At 22.1% G+C, this 17,959-nt stretch carries 29 protein-coding genes and 1 pseudogene; 24 read left to right on the top strand and 6 right to left on the bottom strand.

Annotation, left to right across the window (positions count from 1 at the left end; genetic code table 4):
• Nucleotides 1-89: 89 nt before the first annotated feature.
• The 3 genes and pseudogenes from AACK83_RS00235 to AACK83_RS00230 all read right to left on the bottom strand — a co-directional run bounded on the left by AACK83_RS00235 (nt 90) and on the right by AACK83_RS00230 (nt 2,479).
• Nucleotides 90-1,709 (bottom strand): lysine--tRNA ligase, encoded by a 1,620-nt coding sequence (locus AACK83_RS00235; protein WP_338958525.1) that lies wholly within the window; start codon nt 1,707-1,709, stop codon nt 90-92.
• A 381-nt stretch (nt 1,710-2,090) separates the two neighbouring features.
• Nucleotides 2,091-2,159, bottom strand: a pseudogene (locus tag AACK83_RS10595) (hypothetical protein); the annotation flags it as partial.
• Nucleotides 2,156-2,479 carry a GNAT family N-acetyltransferase gene (locus tag AACK83_RS00230; RefSeq protein WP_338958524.1) on the bottom strand — a complete coding sequence of 108 codons (324 nt, stop codon included), beginning with the start codon at nt 2,477-2,479 and terminating at the stop codon, nt 2,156-2,158. The gene AACK83_RS00230 and the pseudogene AACK83_RS10595, both read right to left, overlap by 4 nt.
• Nucleotides 2,480-3,409: 930 nt before the next feature.
• Here AACK83_RS00230 and AACK83_RS00225 point away from each other — a divergent pair.
• The 23 genes from AACK83_RS00225 (at nt 3,410) to AACK83_RS00115 (ending at nt 15,407) form a co-directional block, all read left to right on the top strand.
• The gene (locus AACK83_RS00225; protein WP_338957626.1) at nt 3,410-3,562 is read left to right on the top strand and encodes a hypothetical protein; all 153 of its coding nucleotides are present in this window, start codon (nt 3,410-3,412) and stop codon (nt 3,560-3,562) included.
• A gap of 163 nt (nt 3,563-3,725) precedes the next feature.
• Nucleotides 3,726-3,908, top strand: a complete 183-nt coding sequence (locus AACK83_RS00220; RefSeq protein ID WP_338957624.1) for a hypothetical protein — start codon at nt 3,726-3,728, stop codon at nt 3,906-3,908.
• Between the two features lie 15 nt (nt 3,909-3,923).
• Nucleotides 3,924-4,133, top strand: coding sequence for a hypothetical protein (locus AACK83_RS00215; protein WP_338957623.1), 210 nt, complete (start codon nt 3,924-3,926; stop codon nt 4,131-4,133).
• A gap of 3 nt (nt 4,134-4,136) precedes the next feature.
• Complete coding sequence (locus AACK83_RS00210) at nt 4,137-4,352, top strand: hypothetical protein (protein WP_338958522.1); 216 nt, start codon at nt 4,137-4,139, stop codon at nt 4,350-4,352.
• Between the two features lie 56 nt (nt 4,353-4,408).
• Nucleotides 4,409-4,573, top strand: coding sequence for a hypothetical protein (locus AACK83_RS00205; protein WP_338958519.1), 165 nt, complete (start codon nt 4,409-4,411; stop codon nt 4,571-4,573).
• On the top strand, nt 4,563-4,856 hold the full coding sequence (locus tag AACK83_RS00200) for a hypothetical protein (RefSeq protein ID WP_338957621.1): 294 nt from the start codon (nt 4,563-4,565) through the stop codon (nt 4,854-4,856). The genes AACK83_RS00205 and AACK83_RS00200 overlap by 11 nt, the downstream gene beginning before the upstream one ends.
• A gap of 2 nt (nt 4,857-4,858) precedes the next feature.
• Nucleotides 4,859-4,984: a hypothetical protein gene (locus AACK83_RS00195; RefSeq protein ID WP_338956665.1), complete on the top strand. Its 126-nt coding sequence runs from the start codon at nt 4,859-4,861 to the stop codon at nt 4,982-4,984.
• A gap of 103 nt (nt 4,985-5,087) precedes the next feature.
• Nucleotides 5,088-5,342 carry a hypothetical protein gene (locus AACK83_RS00190; protein WP_338957620.1) on the top strand — a complete coding sequence of 85 codons (255 nt, stop codon included), beginning with the start codon at nt 5,088-5,090 and terminating at the stop codon, nt 5,340-5,342.
• The gene (locus tag AACK83_RS00185) at nt 5,342-5,578 is read left to right on the top strand and encodes a hypothetical protein (RefSeq protein WP_281748585.1); all 237 of its coding nucleotides are present in this window, start codon (nt 5,342-5,344) and stop codon (nt 5,576-5,578) included. The genes AACK83_RS00190 and AACK83_RS00185 overlap by 1 nt, the downstream gene beginning before the upstream one ends.
• A gap of 11 nt (nt 5,579-5,589) precedes the next feature.
• On the top strand, nt 5,590-6,417 hold the full coding sequence (locus tag AACK83_RS00180; protein WP_338958513.1) for a hypothetical protein: 828 nt from the start codon (nt 5,590-5,592) through the stop codon (nt 6,415-6,417).
• Between the two features lie 16 nt (nt 6,418-6,433).
• A complete protein-coding gene (locus AACK83_RS00175) occupies nt 6,434-6,592 on the top strand; it encodes a hypothetical protein (RefSeq protein WP_338957615.1) in 159 nt (52 codons plus the stop codon).
• A gap of 40 nt (nt 6,593-6,632) precedes the next feature.
• Nucleotides 6,633-6,821, top strand: a complete 189-nt coding sequence (locus AACK83_RS00170) for a hypothetical protein (RefSeq protein ID WP_174481134.1) — start codon at nt 6,633-6,635, stop codon at nt 6,819-6,821.
• 1 nt (nt 6,822) lies between these two features.
• Nucleotides 6,823-7,008, top strand: coding sequence for a hypothetical protein (locus AACK83_RS00165; RefSeq protein WP_174480219.1), 186 nt, complete (start codon nt 6,823-6,825; stop codon nt 7,006-7,008).
• Nucleotides 7,009-7,025: 17 nt separating this feature from the next.
• Nucleotides 7,026-7,400 (top strand): hypothetical protein, encoded by a 375-nt coding sequence (locus AACK83_RS00160; protein ID WP_338958511.1) that lies wholly within the window; start codon nt 7,026-7,028, stop codon nt 7,398-7,400.
• Between the two features lie 18 nt (nt 7,401-7,418).
• A complete protein-coding gene (locus AACK83_RS00155) occupies nt 7,419-8,603 on the top strand; it encodes a hypothetical protein (RefSeq protein WP_338958508.1) in 1,185 nt (394 codons plus the stop codon).
• 14 nt (nt 8,604-8,617) lie between these two features.
• Nucleotides 8,618-9,571, top strand: a complete 954-nt coding sequence (locus AACK83_RS00150) for a hypothetical protein (protein ID WP_338958506.1) — start codon at nt 8,618-8,620, stop codon at nt 9,569-9,571.
• A gap of 77 nt (nt 9,572-9,648) precedes the next feature.
• Nucleotides 9,649-9,924, top strand: coding sequence for a hypothetical protein (locus AACK83_RS00145; RefSeq protein ID WP_338958504.1), 276 nt, complete (start codon nt 9,649-9,651; stop codon nt 9,922-9,924).
• Nucleotides 9,925-9,996: 72 nt separating this feature from the next.
• Nucleotides 9,997-10,335, top strand: a complete 339-nt coding sequence (locus AACK83_RS00140; protein WP_338958501.1) for a hypothetical protein — start codon at nt 9,997-9,999, stop codon at nt 10,333-10,335.
• A 3-nt stretch (nt 10,336-10,338) separates the two neighbouring features.
• Nucleotides 10,339-11,775 carry a hypothetical protein gene (locus AACK83_RS00135; RefSeq protein WP_338958499.1) on the top strand — a complete coding sequence of 479 codons (1,437 nt, stop codon included), beginning with the start codon at nt 10,339-10,341 and terminating at the stop codon, nt 11,773-11,775.
• 265 nt (nt 11,776-12,040) lie between these two features.
• Nucleotides 12,041-12,163 (top strand): hypothetical protein, encoded by a 123-nt coding sequence (locus AACK83_RS00130; RefSeq protein ID WP_255495924.1) that lies wholly within the window; start codon nt 12,041-12,043, stop codon nt 12,161-12,163.
• 17 nt (nt 12,164-12,180) lie between these two features.
• Entirely contained in the window at nt 12,181-13,185 is a 1,005-nt protein-coding gene (locus tag AACK83_RS00125; protein WP_338958498.1) for a hypothetical protein, read from the top strand.
• The gene (locus AACK83_RS00120; RefSeq protein WP_338958496.1) at nt 13,085-13,423 is read left to right on the top strand and encodes a hypothetical protein; all 339 of its coding nucleotides are present in this window, start codon (nt 13,085-13,087) and stop codon (nt 13,421-13,423) included. Before AACK83_RS00125 ends, AACK83_RS00120 begins: the two co-directional genes overlap by 101 nt.
• Complete coding sequence (locus tag AACK83_RS00115; protein ID WP_338958494.1) at nt 13,374-15,407, top strand: hypothetical protein; 2,034 nt, start codon at nt 13,374-13,376, stop codon at nt 15,405-15,407. The genes AACK83_RS00120 and AACK83_RS00115 overlap by 50 nt, the downstream gene beginning before the upstream one ends.
• A 1-nt stretch (nt 15,408) precedes the next feature.
• On the opposite strand, the gene AACK83_RS00110 is transcribed toward AACK83_RS00115, so the two are convergent.
• The 3 genes from AACK83_RS00110 to AACK83_RS00100 are packed head-to-tail and all read right to left on the bottom strand — an operon-like array spanning nt 15,409 to nt 16,348.
• Entirely contained in the window at nt 15,409-15,687 is a 279-nt protein-coding gene (locus AACK83_RS00110; protein WP_338958492.1) for a hypothetical protein, read from the bottom strand.
• Nucleotide 15,688: 1 nt separating this feature from the next.
• Nucleotides 15,689-16,033 carry a hypothetical protein gene (locus AACK83_RS00105; protein WP_338957603.1) on the bottom strand — a complete coding sequence of 115 codons (345 nt, stop codon included), beginning with the start codon at nt 16,031-16,033 and terminating at the stop codon, nt 15,689-15,691.
• 6 nt (nt 16,034-16,039) lie between these two features.
• Entirely contained in the window at nt 16,040-16,348 is a 309-nt protein-coding gene (locus AACK83_RS00100; protein ID WP_338957601.1) for a hypothetical protein, read from the bottom strand.
• 295 nt (nt 16,349-16,643) lie between these two features.
• Here AACK83_RS00100 and AACK83_RS00095 point away from each other — a divergent pair, with 295 nt between their 5' ends.
• Nucleotides 16,644-17,762, top strand: a complete 1,119-nt coding sequence (locus AACK83_RS00095) for an Mbov_0401 family ICE element transposase-like protein (RefSeq protein WP_338957600.1) — start codon at nt 16,644-16,646, stop codon at nt 17,760-17,762.
• The last annotated feature ends 197 nt before the right edge of the window (nt 17,763-17,959 follow it).

The raw sequence follows: 17,959 nt of genomic DNA, 5'->3' as shown, positions 1-17,959 counted from the left end.
ATCTTGATTATAACTAATTAATTTATCTTTTTTTTAAAAAAAGATAAATTACTATTATATGTTTATATAATAAAAATTTATCACAAAAATTATTTTTCAGTTCTGGGTTTCATATGTGGAAATAATAATACATCTTTAATACTATTTTGACCAGTTATTAACATAACCAACCGATCAATACCAATGCCCAATCCACCTGTTGGTGGCATACCATACTCCAATGCTTCAACAAAGTCTAAATCCATAGTTGCTGCTTCATCATTACCACTATTTTTTTCTTTTACTTGCTCTTCAAAACGATTATATTGTTGCAAAGAATCATTTAGTTCCGAATAAGCATTTGCATATTCTCTACCAGCAATAAATAATTCAAAACGATCAGTAAACTCTTTACTATTTTTATTTAATTTAGCAAGTGGTGAAATTTCAATTGGATAATCAAAAATAAAAGTAGGTTGAATTAAAGTTTCTTCAACAAAAGATTCAAAAAATAAATTAATAATATGACCAGTACTATTATAATGATCTGGAATATGAAGTTTATAGTTTTTTGCAAGTTTTAATATAAGTTTAAATGTTTTATTTTTTTCAATATTTCTAATATTATCATCTTCAATATTATGATATTTTAAAATCATATCACTAATTTCTTGGAAAATTTTAGTAAACTCTTCATCTTTGATCATAGCTTTTTTAATTGAATCAATCATACTAATTTTTTTTCATGATTTTTCAAAATTTAATATATTTTCATCATATTCTAATGTTAATTTATTATGCACTATATTAATTAAATGTTTTATACAAGACTCTGTTAAATCCATCATATATTTCATATCTTGATAGGCAACATAAATTTCAATAGTTGTAAATTCTGGATTATGTTTTTTACTCATACCTTCATTACGAAATAATCTACCAATTTCATAAACTTTTTCAAAACCACCAACTATTAATCTTTTTAAATGTAATTCAGTAGCAATTCGTAAATATAAATCGGTTTTTAATGTATTATGATGAGTAATAAAAGGTTTAGCGGCAGCACCACCATATACTTCTTGTAAAATAGGTGTTTCAACTTCTAAATAACCTTTATTATTTAAAAAACTTCTTAATTCATTAATAATTTGTGTACGTTGTAAAAATGTTTTTTTAGTTTCTTGATTCATAATTAAATCTACATATCTTCGTCGATAACGTTCTTCAATATCTGTTAAACCATGAAATTTATCTGGTAAAGGTCTAAGTGCTTTTGATAACATTACAATATCATAGACTTGAACTGTTAGTTCTCCTTTATTGGTTTTCATAACCTTACCTTTAATACCAAAAAAATCGCCTAAATCTGCATATTCTGCAAATCATTCAAATTTTTTTTGATTAACATATTCTGGTTTTAAATAAATTTGAAATTTACCTGTTTGATCTTGCAAATGAGCAAAGATTGAGCCCTTTCCCATTTCTCTTTTTGTCATTAATCTACCTGCCATTTTAATTTGATCATTAGGTAAATTAGCAACAAATTTTGCTAACTCTTCTTTATTTTTATTTCTAAATTTGCTATTTAAAGTTTCACAATTATAATTTCTTTCTCAATTACGCCCATAAATATCATAATTTTGCTTATATAAATCTTGTATTTTTTGATATCTTAATGCTTCTTGCTCTGTCAAAATACGTCCATTAATTTCAAGTTTAGTTTCTTTCATTGTTTTCATCCTTTGTATTTAAAATAAGTATTTAAAATAAAAAAATTAAATTAAATAAGATTGTTTAGGTTTATACATAATGATATCAATTTTCAATACCAAATTCTACTGTCAACAATTAATTTTAAATTTTATAATAAAACCCTTATATTTATAATAAGGATTAAAGTTTAATTTAAATATTTCTACTAATAGATATCTATAAAAATTAGAGATAATTTATTAAACATTTTTTACTTTCTAAATATTAATTTTGTATAAAACATGTTTTGCTAAAATATCACTTTTATTTATTTTTGGATGATAAAATTCTTTTATTTTTTTCATACCTATTCGTTTCATTACATTTTCTGATTTAATATTTAATATACTAGTAAAACTATAAATTTCAGTTAATTTTAAATTGTTTTTTGCATATTTTAAACATTCTTTAGCTGTTTCTGTTGCTATTCCTTGACCTCAAACACTTTTTTTAAAACGCCAATCAATTTCAATACATGGTCTATAAAATCAACAATAAAATCAACTTCGCTAAAGCCAATAAAACCAATAAATTTATTGTCTTTTTTAAATTCAACAGCATAAAAACCAAATCCATTATTATTTAAATTATTTTTAATTTTCAAAAAATATTTTTCTGTATCATCTTTTGATAATGTACTAGAAAAATATTTCATGACATCTTTATCAGAATTTAATAAAACAAGTTCATCTAAATCACTATCTTTTCACTGTCTAATTTTTAATCTAGGGGTTTCAAAAAATATCATATTTTTACTCCTTTGTTATGATATTTTTTCTATTAACAATTTGTTAGTTTATTAATAAGGGAGGTTCCCAAAAAAGTAGGAAATTAAATTACTACATAATTAACTTATTTCCAGATGAATTATTTTAAAAATCATTAAAATTAGACAAAATTACTCTCTTTTCTTAAAACATTAAATTTATATTTTATATTCGACGTATTTAAAAAAAATAAAATATACATTTTATAAGTTAAATTAAAATTATCAACAAGGAAAAAGACAAGAAATAATCTTGTCTTTTTTTGTAATTGTAAAATTTTAAAATTTTTTATTATTAGCACCCTTTAAATATCTACTACACGCAGTGACCAAGTAGGAGAAAGTTAATAATTAATAATCTTCTTTAACACTATTATCAACACGTGTTAGGGAACTAAAAAAGTGAACTACAACACAGTTGTTAAAAATAGTAGCTAGAACATGTGGACTTGCATGGATAAATAAAAAGTGGAGTGATACCTAATAAATTATACTAACCATTAAATGGTAATTCTTGGGGTGGGAGCGAATTGGAAACTAGTATATATAGACCTGTTGTAGGGACCTATTGTATTAATTCTATTCTTTATTTAACCAACCTTGCCACTCCCCAGTGAGCAAGTGTTGGTTTTATTTTTTATTGTTTTTTGAAAAATTTTTTTGGGCGAAAAAATAAATTTCAAACTTGTAAAAAAAATTAAGCGGTGCCGGTTCAATTAAAATATTAATTTGTTAAACACAAATTAAATAAATATTGAATCGAATGCCTTAATGTTTTTTAAAATTTCATAATTTATTTTTGAGCCCATTTTTCTTAAAAAATATAATTAATAGTATTAATAATCTAAAAATAAAAATATATATTCTTTATGCTGCTAAAAGCAATAGAATATATTAGAAAAGAAAGTAAAAATGGAAGAAAAAGACAAAAAAGAATTAATAGAACAAAAAATAAAAATAGCAAAAGAACATCAAAAAAAGTTCTTGAAAATAAAAATAATTATTACTTTAATTTCAACTTTAATTGGATTAATAATTTTATTAATTACTGTAAGTAAAAATTAAAGAAAGGAATAAAATGCTTATGAAATATAGTAGAAATTATAGAAAAATTAGTTCTTGTGATATATGTTATAAAAATTCATCATTTGCAAATAAAACTTGTAATAAATGTTTTTGAATATTAATAAGCAGAAAAAAATATAAATAAATTATGAATAATATAAAAATGAATATTAATGAAAATAAAAAATGTGAATTAAGAGTTTGTATAAATAAAATTTGATGAGATTGTATTAATAATTCTACTAAAACTATTAAATATAAAAATTGGTCTATACCTTATTTAATATGTGATAGTTGTTATGATAAATTACCTAAATATCTTAAACAAACAGCAAAAATAATTTAAAAGGATATTTTGATTATGAATAAAACTAACAATAGAAGAAAAAGATGTGTTGAATGTAATGAATTATATAAAGAAGAAAAAATTACTATGCTTTATCAGTTTAAAACAGAAGAAGAAGCAGAACAACATGATATTAGAAAATTTGAAGATGATTATGATATTGAAGAACATTTAGATTATACAAAACCATATGGATATGTTTGTGATTGATGTATGGATGATTAATAAATGCAATATGACTTAATTATTGGTATTGACTCCGCTGGTATTGGTACAAGTGGAATTGTTATATATTCAAATGAGACTAATAATATTATTTTTAATGAAACATTTAAAGCAAAAACAGTTTTAGAAAGTAAAAATATATATAAAGAATATTTTGAATTAATTAAAAAACAATTTAAAAATAAAAAAATATTAGTTATTGTAGAAAATTTTTTTTAAGTTCAAAACAGTTATTAACTAATCCATTAGCAACTCCCAAAATTATTGGTGCTTTAATGGTATTGATACAAGATGTTATGAATTGAGATTATTTAGAAAGTGAACCAAAAAACAAAAATAAAATAGAAAATTATAAAGGAAATATAAAATTTACAAAACATGAACAAGACGCTTATAAACATATTCAATATTATTTAAGGAATTATAAAAATGAAGAATAAAGAAAATTACGTTAAATTAACAGTAAAACTTAGTAACACTATTGAAGCAAAATATCATGAAAAAGGTAATAAACAATTATATTATAGTGTTCGTGGTCAATGAAATGGATTAAACTATGTTACTTTAATTTTTAATAACCCAAAATTTTATAAACGATGTATTTTATTAAACAAAAACGATGAAATTATAGTAACTGGTCAAATTTTTAATACTTTAAACATTCCTAAAAATCGTGCATTTTGTTCAATTAATGTTAAATGATTTAAAAAATGAAAGGAATAAAAATGAATAAAGAAAAATTAATTAATTATATTAAAAAACAACAAAAATTCTATAATGGTACAGAAATAGATTTAATACTTGATATTTTATTACAAAAAATAATTAATGGTGAATTTAATAATGAATAAATGTAAAAAATGTAATAAAAGAATCTGATTAAGTAAAAATTGATGTATGAAATGTTTAGAAATAATAGTTAATAATTTAACTAAAAATAAGGAGAAATAGATAGTGAATAAAGACCAAGAAATTATTAATGAATATAATAAAAAACGTAATAAAGAAATAACAGAAGAACATTTATATAATATAGAAAAATTAAGAGAAGAATTTAAACAAAAAGTAATTAATAAATATAATGAAAAATTAATTATCTGATTAAATAAACAAATTAGTATTTGTTTATGTGATTCATTAAAAGAAGCAGGTAAACTTACTGCTTATTATAAAGTAATTGAGTTTATAGAAAATGGAGAATTTCATTAATGATAATATTGCCTACTTTGTTTGAAAATAAAGATGAAATTGAAATATTATCACCATTTCCCAAAGCAATTCATACAAGTAATGATATTAGAGCAATTATTTTAAGACAATACCCAAATGTTAAATCAAAACACATAATTGTTTCTGACCCAGAAAGTAATGTTGCATTAATAGTTGGTGATAATGATGTTTATCAAGGTTGAATTAAAGTAACAGTTAAAAAATTAGAAAATTAAAGGAGAATAAAATGCCAAGTATAGAAAATCAATCAAATTATACTTTAACTAAATTAATTAGAACTGGAATAAGTCCAATTTGTGCAATGATTGGTACAAGTGCTTATTATGGTCAAGTAATTGCAAATCCAGTATTAGGTTCAATTAATAGTTTATTATTTGGTAAAAAATTAGGTTTAGATATATGAAATTTAAATCAAAGACCAAATACTAAAAGTAAATTAATTAATAGTTCTAAAAAAATATTATTAGGTTTAGGAACAATTGGTTTAGCAAATTATAGTAAATGAATAGAAAATAATATTAATCCTATTATTCCAACATCACCAAGTCCAATAACTACTACAACTACAACTGAGGGTCCTCCATGATTATTATTAAATAAACAAGAACATCAGTCATTAATGGATTGAGATACTTATATTTCATTAAATGCTTATGGTATTTCAAATCTTATTAGTGGATTAACTGAGTTAATACCTAATAAATTTGAAACAATAAGAAAGATTTGTAATATGGCAACTGGTGGATGTTTAATATCAAGTGGTGTAGCAATGGGAATTAATAATGATTTTAATAATGCTTATGCAGTACCTACTATTATTGCTGGTGCAAGTGAAATAATCCATAATTTACTACCTATGGAAACTACAAATCATATTCAAGAAATGCAAGAAACATCATTTAATTATGAAACTACAAGATTAATTAATGACAATAGATTTACTATTAATAGTGAAACTGCAAGTCAATATTATGGTAGTGATAATATGAGCGAAGTACCATTAAATCACGATAATGCTTCATTAAATTGAGATTATAATCACATGAATTTATAAAGGAGGTGAATAATTTATGAATAAAGAAAAATTAATTGAATATTATAATCATCAAATAAAAACATATAAAGAAAGAATAGAAGAATTCAATAAAGAAATATCTGTATTAGTAGAAATTATAAGTAATTCACAATCAATGATTGAAAGAATTAATGGTGGTCAATTTGATGAATAATTAAAAATTAAAAATAAATAGTTGAAAGGAAAATATTCAAATGAAAGAATTTTTACATGAATTAATAATTATTGGAACAAGTGTTGGAACATTAATTTGCAGAGAAATTATTGTTTTATTAAAAAGATTTATCACAACTCCAAAACATGTTAGAGCAAATAACAAAATTATAAAACATCAAAAAAAATTAGCAAAATTAAACGAAAAAATTAATAAAGGAGAAAAATAATATGACAAAAATTGAATTTAATGAAAAATATAGAAAACAAGATATCAGTATTGATAGAGATTTTGATTTACATATTGATAATTGTTTTAAATTTTCTGATATCAATACATTAGAAAATGCTGTTAATGATTATAAAAAACTAATAAGTGAAATGCCACAATTAGTTAAAGATTGATTATTGGGATAAGATTAGGAGAATGTTAAATGTTAGAAAATGAAAATAATGTTCAACAAACAACTGAACCTTTAACTGAAAATAATGCTCAACAAGAAATAGAAAATAAAGTTAATGAAGCAGAAAATAAGTTAAATAAACTTAATCAAGAAATTAAAGAAAAAGAAATGATTAATATATTTAAAAAATATCAAGTTAAAACTGAATTTTATGATTATTTAAAATTTAAAACAAGTAATATAGAAAATTCAAAAATTGAAGAAACTATTAAAAAAATGATTAAAGAACAACCGGTATTTAAACAAACAATTAATACAGGTGGCAATAAACAAATAATTATTAATAATAAAACAAATGACAAAGAAAATTTTTTAATTAATTATAAAAAGAAAAATTATTTATAAACGAAAGGAAGAAATAAAATGTCAGTACCATTTAATCAAAATTTAGACAATACAGAGAGATTAGTAGAAGCACCAGAATTTATAGAGTTTTTTAAAATTTCAAATAGTCCATGGGCAAACTTTTTCCCTACTGAAATTGTTGACTCAGTAAATATTGAGTTTATTGTTAAAAAACCAAAAAAACCGGAAGTAAAAATTATTGCTTGGGATGATAAAAGTAAAAGATATGAATTACCATATGTTGATACAGATAAAATTAGTAAAAAAATAACTAAAAAATATCTTGCAGGAGAAATTATTGCAGATGTAGATTTAAAAGCAAATAATGGACAAAATTTATTAGATAGTATGCAATATGAAGTTGCAAATGATTTAGCAGATAAATTGGCAATTGATGATACACAAGCAATTGCAAAATTTGCTACTAAAATCGATATTGAAGATACAACACCAGTAGGCTATTTAAAATCAATGTTATCTGCTTGAAATACTTTGTTTCAATTTAGAAACATTGCAAATAGTAAATTTTTTATTACTAATGGTCTTTATGATAGTTTAGTTTATTTAGCAGATAATAAAGGTTTAATTACCGATAATCAGTTGGCACAACAATTACGTTTAAATGGAAATAATTTATATGTAAAAGGCGTATTATGTGAAATCGTTCTTGATGACTATATGATTTTTACTAATGATAAAAATGAACAACAATTAATGACCTTTATTTTAGCAACACCAAGAGCAATGAAAAGATACATGATAGAAAATACAGTTATTTATGTAGATTTTATTAAAGATGATAAAGCAGGAAGAGCATATAAAGTTGCTGGTGAAGTTGTTGGAGAAGCAATCCCATATATTTCTAATAATGAAACAACATCACGTTGAATGTTATGTGGAGTTATTAAAACAGAAAAACCTGATTTAAAAACTAAAATCACAAGTTTAACAACCGATATTACTGCAAATGTTAATAACAATAATAATGAATTAAACACACAAATAAAAAGTACTAATGAACTTAAATCATTAAATCCAAATTTAACAAATCCAACTATTAAATATTTTAGTGATGCACAAGGAAAAACTAATGTAAGTAATCAAAAACAAAAAGCAGGTGACTTATATATAACTATTACTGCAAATGTTAATGACTTAAATTATAAAGGAACAACAAATCCAATTAAAATAACTCTTAAATAAAGGAAATTAATATCATGCCAATTGGTACAACTAGTACAGCAATACTTTTAAACATAAATAAACCAAAACATACTAGAACAAGTAACCAACAAGAAAATAAAAGTTTTTGATGAGAAATTTTAGAAATGATTGGTGTACAAGTTATAGCAGTAGCACTTGCTCCTTTTACTGGTGGATTAAGTGAAAGTTTTACACTTGGATTAGGTGCAAGTGATTTAGTTGCTAGTATTAGTGCTGTTGGTGTAGAATTTTTAACTGATTTTACTATTAATCAAGTTTATGATTATTTGAAAGGAAATGTAACAAAATTAAATACTTTCTTTAATATACTACCTGCATTTGCTGGACTGAATAAAATTAGTCGTGGTTATCGTACAACTAAATTTATTAAATTAGCACAAGAAACTAAAACATTAGAACAAGTTGGTATTAAAGAAGTAAAAAACTTACAAGAAATTATTAGTCAAGTAGGTGGAAAAGAAATTTTAACAGATAAAATTATTGGTAATAAACGTTATTTAATGAATTATAGTTTTACTCCTAATCGTGAAACAGTATTACGAGATTTAGGTTATGTTGCTGAAAGACAATATAAAAATAATTTTCAAAAATTAGAAGCACAGGAGTTAAAAGATTACTTATTATTACAAAATACATTAATAAAATTAAGTCCACAATTAACTCCTAAATTTAAAATCAAAGATATTGAAAAAGCAAATAATTTTTTAAAAAAATATAATACTGATTTAAAAAAAGTATTATCTATGAACCAACATGATTGATTAAATTTAGTTCATACAATACACACAGAAAATAGATATGGAAAAACTTTAATTTTGGATTTACAAAAAATTCGTGCTAATGCTATTAAATTTGATTTTAAAAAAAGTTCAATTCATAAGATTGTTTTAAATGCAAATAAATTGTTTAAATATTTGGATATTAGATTTTATTTAAAAAAGGTTTAAATAAATTTTGAAAAAATACACCATATTTTGAAAAATTACGAGAAAGTATATATAAATTACAAGAAAAATTTGAAAAGTTGGAAAAACAAGCATTTGAAAAAATTAATAAATTAAAAGAAAAAACAACTGATTTATTTACTAGTGCAGAAAAAAGAGCAATTAAACATGCACAATTAATTCCATTAAATTCACCAGTATTTATGGGTTGTAAAATTCAACCTTTATCATTAGATAAATGTGCAATTACTATTTATCATCGCAATACTAAATATAAACCAATTACAGTTGTTGATAGTATTCTTAAAGCAGAAACTTTTGTTACTCAAATACATCCATTCCATTGATATCGTTAATATAGTGGTTGATACATTGGTTATGGTGTTAATCATAATAAATGATTAAAAGCAATAGCATTTGCTCCACCAGTGGTTCAACAAGTAATTAGAGATAGTTTTAAAGTATATAGAGAAATATTTAGAATAGTAAGAACTTATCATAAAGTAGTAAATGTTATTAATAATCCTATTGAAAATGTAAATAAATCATTTAAAAGTGTTGGTTTAAAATTTTCAGTTAATACTTTATTTGGTACAGGATTATTACATCATTTAGAAAAATTTGCATATAGTCAAGTTATAGCAAAAAGTAAGAAAAAATTAAGAAAAAACAAAAATAAAATACAAAAAGAAATTGAACATATAACACATAGAAAAACAAAAAAACATACTCATCATTATAAACAAGCATTTTTTAAGGAATGATAAATTATGATTAATAAACTTTGAACTGGTGTCAGTCTTGAAAATTATAATAACTGATATCCATTAACTGGAAAAATTACAGAAACTCCACAGCAATACATACAAACATGACCTAATGTTAATGATTGATTTAAAACTTTTGCTATTCGTGCTCAAAATGATATTAATGCTTATCTTGATTTTATTTTATCTAAATTTCCCTTTGATAGTTTTAAAGATGAATTAATTAAAGAAACATTAAGAGATATGGTTTATGTTATGGTTGAACATTGAGTATTTAATCGTACACCAATTGAATTTAATGTTGATGCTACTATTCAATTTAATAATGGTAGTCAATTTAGTGCAAATAGTACTCCTACGATTAATGTTTGAGATTTAGCACCTAGTAGAATGAAAATATGAGCAAGATTAACTGAATTAAAACAAATATTTTCAAGTTATAATGATGATGAAATAGATGTTGAAAAAATTGACTTAAAAGCATTTTATACTAGAAATCAAGTTGATGAATTAATTGAACAACAAAAAGAATTTACATTATTAAAACAAATTAAATTATATGATGATTTAGTTGATGATAATGAAAATGAAATATATAGAGGTTCTGTTAGTAAATTTATTAATAAAGGTTATGTTGCAACAGATTACGATAAAGAAACTGAAACAATGATTTTAGATTGACCTGATGAAATTGGAACATTACCACCAGAAGCATTACAAAATAATCCACAAATTGGTGATTATACACATGCTCCAACTTGTGATTTTTCTGCTAAACAACAAAAAAATATTACAGCTTTAACTAATACTAAACAAAATAAATTAAGTACTGGTCATGGCATTAATATTACAGAAGATAATGTAATATCTGTAAGTTCTTATTTAGTAACACCACAAGATTTTTTAAATAATCCACAATGAGAAGAACAAAAATCAATGATTTTAACAAGAAATACATATTATCAAATTTTTTGGTCACCTAATATGTCAAACAGTCAAGGACATAAAGGAGTATTTTTCTTTTATGGTGCAGTACCAACAGCCCATAATGTAGCTATTGATTCAGCAGGTTATTATTCAAATTCTACTAATGAAATTAAAGCTCATTTAAGTGTCCAACCCGAAAATGATGAATTAATACTATCATATTTTGATGGTAATTCTTGAATAGTAACTAATCTAGATGGAAATAAACTAGGAACTAAAATATATAAGCCTAAGACAAATAATAAAATTTATAGAATTAAAAGTAATACATTAGATATTACTTCACCAAGTGTAATTAATATAAATAAACCTATAAAAATTAATTCAAAAAGTTTAGAAACTAATGAAATAGAAGAAAATAATTGAGATATTGAATTAAAAGATATTCCTCCAACACCAAGTCCAAGTAGTTCAAATTGAAAAGATGTAAGAACAAGAGAGAAAAATAAATAAGATAATTGACAAATTACTTATGATTTTCAAGAAAATAAACATTATAGAGTTTATTATTCTTGAAGTATATATAATCCAGTTTATACTATTCAAGAATTTATTATAACTGATAAAAAAATTGCTGGTGTACAAATACAAACCTTTAATGATAGTACTAATATAGTAATTTTATCAGTTCAACATGCAAAATGGATTACTATTTATACTGGAAAAGGTAATTTAAAAGGTAATGTATGAAAATTAGAAGAATTACAGGAATAATATTATGTTTTTTAAAATTATAAAAATTATTTTAGGTTTAATAGGAGTAATTTTATCATCAGCAACAGCAGGTTTAATTATATTTATCATTGTAAAAATCATATTAAAAATTAATCAAATATTTTAAGAAAGGTGGTGAATATTATGTTAGGTAAATTTTTTAGAAAAGATAAAAGTAATATTAGTGATAATCAAAATGAAAAAGTAAAATTTTTAAATAATAAAAATAAAAGTACTCATGCTTCAATTTTAAATTATTTTGGTTTTAATGATTTTAATCATGAAACTTATTTCACTGATTTTGTAGCAGAAAATAATGCTAATTTATATAATGCTCCATTAGATATTAATAATGAAACTATTAAAAAATACTTAATTCAACAAGAATTTTATAGAAAAAATTGAAATTCTATTTTTAAATTAAGCAAATTAGGAATTAGTGGTTATTTAATTTATATTGCTAATGATGATTTATATTTTCAAGTAGTAGATATACAACAAAGAGTTTATGATATTGGTGGTAAATTAACTCAATGTACTATTTTTTATGATAGTTATCAACAAAATGCACAAACTGTAAGATTATTTGAAATTTATACATTAAATAATGAACAAGTAACAATTAATCGCTCAATTTATAGTATTAGTGATAATAAAAAACAATTTCCATTAGATTTTAAATCATTTATTAATAATCCTAATCTATTACAAGAACAAACATTAAATATTAATTATATACCAATATCAATTATGCGAAATAAAGCAAATGAGTTAGCAGATTGTGATAAAGTAATGGATAAAATTAAAGCATTAGATGTTATTTATGAACAAATTGTTTTAGATACCATTTTAAATTCACCTAAATTTATATTTAGTCAAACTTATGGTAATGTTCAATCAACATTAGAAGAAGCAGTAAGAACATTAGTTACTAAAAACTATATATTTAAAAGTGGTGGAGATAATAATGAACAAAACGAAAATATCAATATGACAAATAGTAATTTTAAAGGTAAAAATTTAACTGATATATACGATTGAAATGTTAATGAAATATTTAAACGTATGTGGTATTCATATACCAAGTCAAAAGAAATCTGCACAACAATCAGTTCCCGAAAGTACAGCTGTAAATATTTCAACTATTAATTATATTGAACAAAAATTATGACAATTTAATATTGATATTCTTAAATTTATTCAAATATTAGTAAGTGTTGATAAAGACTTATTAAATAGTAAAACCTTTAATATTAATGATGAACAAGAAATTAATAATTTAACTGTTAAATTAAAATTATTTAACCCCGAAAATAACCAATTAATAGGAGAGAACAATGGAAAACAACAACAAACCACAAACGAAGTTTCCACAGAAACAAACTAAACTTAATCAAGCAGAAGTAGAAAATGATTATTTAATTGATAATATTCCTTATGATTTTACTAATATGATGAGTGCTACTAGTGACCCAGATATTAATAGAGCATACGATGAATTTAAAAAAAGAACAATTTATATTTATGAAATTAAACGTTTATTTAAAAATAATGAAAATAATAGTTTAAAATTTTCAGCAAATACTATTAAAATTGGTTTTATTGATATTGATAAAGTATTAAAAACTATTGCTGTTGAAACATCAGACTTTACTATGCAATTAAATCAAAGAGCAAGTACAAACATTAATGATAATACTATTGAATATAGTATGACTGATATTAAAAATTTAATTTTTCAAGAAATAAATTTATTAAATCAATTTAAATTATATGCAGTGAGTATAAATGAACCATTAACTGAAAATAATATTGATAATTTATACATTATTAATAATTATTCACAACCTTATCAAAATCCAAAAACTAGAAGTACTAAAAGTATTACTATTATTAAAATTAAAGATTTTAAAACAAGAGATGGTTATCCAATCATTATTAAATTACAAAAACCATTAGACAAAGATACCAAAGTAATTGGTTTAAAAATTAAAGCGCCTAGAAGCATGATTTTTGGAAATATAAAGGTACTTGGTGAAGTTGACAATATGGAAGTATACCCAAAGTTATTTGTTAAAGATAAGATAGCATTTCCGCTATTATCAATGCCTATTGAAACTCAACCAAAAGTTAGAATATTACAACAATGATTTAGTGAACAAATATTACCTTGAAACTTAGCAAAACAATTTATAGGACAAGAAAAATCAGTTTTAGATTTAATTGCTATTGGTGGTGGAACTGAAACAAGAAAAGAAATTATTAATAATGCAAAAATAACATATGCAAAAATTGGTAAATATGATGGACCAGCACCAGTACCTAAAAAATTAGATGATTTTGAAATGAAAAAGAATGAACAATATATATTATATAGTCATAGAGAACCAACCCCACCATATCCTAGTAAATATATTGCTATTGAATTATCACAGAACTTTAATGATATTGAAATTGAAATAAATGATAAACCACCAATTGATAGTTTACAAAAAGTATTATTAGATATGCTAACTTATACATATAATTATAATCGTAATTTTGATGGTTTTAAACCAGATAATTTAGGCAATAAAATAGCAGAATTACGTGCAAAATTTGAGGGACAAAAACCTGATGAAGTAATTACTAATTTATTTAAACAATGGAAATTAGATTATCCTAATTATATTGATTTAGAGCAAGTAAAAATATTTAAGCAAATAGTTATTATGTTATCAAATAATATTTATTCAAGTATGTCAATTAATAAAGGTTTAAATGATGATAATAAGATTTTATTACCATATTACTTTGAGTTGAAATCAAATCCAATACATCCTAATAAAGACGAAATTTGACAATTCAAAAATGCAAAAGTAATATTAAAATCTAATTATTTTGATTTTACAAATATAAATAATATTAAATTAAAGAATAACGATATTAGTCAAAATGAATTATTTAAACTGGATGATAACCAATTTAACTGATTATCTATTACCAATGAATTAGAAAGTAATAATATTCCATCATTAATTCCTGCTGATTGAACATTAGCAAATGGTGAATATGGAAAATACTTTACAAAAACAATTATTGAAAAAACAAAAATTAAAAATGCTTTGAATTTATATGGTTCAAATAAATCTCAATTATTTTCTAAATTAGAATTTTATAAAGAAATTGCACAAATTGATAATAATAGTGAATTTGAATTACAAATTGAAAATCCGATTAATAACTTAAATCGGATTGAAATTAGCGGTATATTTGGTGCTGGCAATTATGATTTAATTTTAATAACTGATAAACAAGAAATACAATTAAATAATATTAACTTATTTGATAAATATAATGAAAATATTTCATATATTAATTTGGAAATTTAGATTATTTATTAAAATATCCATCAGGATATATACCATCCCATTTGGTATCACCTTCATTTTTTGGTTTAATGCCAAAATATAAATCTATTTTATGACTATCATCTCTTGGATGTTCTCATATAGTTGCTCCCCAAGTCACTGTATAATCTCAATTTAAAAATGACTTATAATTATTAGTTTGATTATATGCTATTGCACCTAAAGTTAAACCAATACCACCAGTAATTACAGCAAATGATAACGCTATTTTTTGAAAATTTGTTTTTATTCATGTTTTCATATTAAATTACTCCTTTTTTTAAGTATATTAAATTATTTGTATATCAGCCAGTAGTTCATGCTTTATTTTGATTAATATTAATATATGTTCAATATTGTGTTCCTTGGCCATAAATTGTTGTTTTTAAAGGAATATCGCTTATAAAAATATTTGATTCATGTATATGACTATCTATTGTAAATCCTATTATGTATGATTGTTTTTCTTGAAAATTATATATTATTTCTCCTTGTTCGTTTATTTTATATTTTTCTTTATCTAAATTAGGTTTTTCACATGCAATAACATTTGAAGTTATAATACAACCTAAAGTTATTACTCCCAAAATAGTTAATATATTTTTCATTTTAAATTACTCCCTATATTTTTTGCTTGCTTCAATTATTTTTATTGCTTGTTCTTTTGGTAAATTATCTATAATACTTGGTAACTCTTCTTCATATTCATTTGCATGTTTATGACAGAAAAAAAATTTACCAAATTCATCTATATCTATAACATTAGTTCATTCTTTAAAACATCCTTCTTTTTGACAAAAAATAAGTTTAGTATTTTCAACTTCATATTTATTTACAAGTATTTCATGATTTTGATTTTTAAATTTATTTTGTTTTTTTGGTTTTTTAATTTTTATTTTTGTCTTACATCTTTTTTTACTCATAAATTCTCCTTTTTTCATTGATTTTACTTACAAATTGTACTATTTTTGATTATTTTTACAAGTATACTTTTAAATGCAAAATAAAGCCTAAATTAAAGGCCTTTATTTTATGAGACCTATACTATTAATTATATTGAAATTGTTTATTATATTTTAAATATGAAAGTGGTTTTTTAAATAATTTTTATTTTATTTAAAATTACACTTATATATTTATATAATAATTAAGTAAATTAATTTTTTAAATATATTTACAATAAATTTAGAATTTTTTAAAATAGTTAGGAGAAAAAATATGAGTTTTAATTATTTATGAACTTTAAAAGAAGCAACAAAAAGAATGTATCAATCATTTAGAGATGATATAAAAAATCAATGAGAAAAAACAGATTGAAGAATATTAAAAGAAAGAGATATAAAATATATTCCAGTTAAAATTAAAGAAAGAACTAGAAATACTATCAATGGTCTTGTTACTTATAAATGTCGTGATTATAAATATTATGATGAACAATTAAAAAAATGAGTAAGAGTTTGTTTATTAGATGAAGAATTAGAATTACCTAAATATAAAAGAACTTGTCAGGATATAAAAAATAATGTTATTGAACATTTTGCTGATGGAAAAAGATATGTTGATATTTTACATACTATGAAGCAAACAAAATTTAGTACAACAAGTATTAGTAGATTATTTCAAGAATATCAAGTTAATAAATTAGATGTTCCTAAAATAAAATTAGAACTAAATCAATTTATTTATATTAGTATTGATGATGGACATCGAAAATTTTGAAAATTTAAACGCAATTCTGGTAAATATTCAATGCGTTTAGTATTATTTTGTACAGATAATGTTAATCATAAATTAGTTAATAAAAGAGCAGATGTAATAATAAGACCAACAAAAACAGCAATTGGTGTTAAAAAAACTGCTGAATTTATTAAAGAACAAGGAAATAGATTTTTTGAAAATTTTGACCAAGCAAAAATAATTATTTGTGGAGATAGTGCAGGATGAATTAAAGAAGTTGCTGATTATTTAGGTGCAAGTTTTGTTTTAGATAAATTCCATTTAGTTAAAAAATTATATGTTGGAATAATCGCTGGAAATAAAGGAAAATATTGAGATGAATATAAGATTTGTAGAAATTTTATTGAAAATGGTCAATATGATGAGTTAATAAAATATATGAATGAAATATTAAAAAATCACAAAAAATTAAAAAAACAATATTTTAAAAATAATAAACAAGGTATTGAAAATCAAGGTGCAAAGTGAAATATAGGTTGTTTTACAGAAGGTAATATTTGACATATTTTAAAAGAAATGCTTGGTAATAGAACTTATAACATAAATATTTATATTAAAATGGTTATTTTTAAATGTAATCAAATAAATTTAAAAACATAACTTAATTTATTTTTTTATTAAAATTTTGAAAACTTATTAACTTTTAATTTAATAAGAATTTTTGTTGTGTATAAATATTAATTTTATTTTTCATTTTTTTAATATTTGTATTTTAATTGCAATTAATTTAATTTAGTAGTAAGATGTATTTACAATTGCATATAATTACAATTATTTCTTGTCTATAATTTTAAAGA

This window comes from Spiroplasma endosymbiont of Tiphia femorata (genome assembly GCF_964020225.1).
In the GTDB taxonomy this organism is placed as follows: Bacteria; Bacillota_I; Bacilli_A; order Mycoplasmatales; family VBWQ01; genus Spiroplasma_E.
Note: the sequence above shows the minus strand (reverse complement) of the source record. Positions and strands in the feature narration are given on the sequence as shown.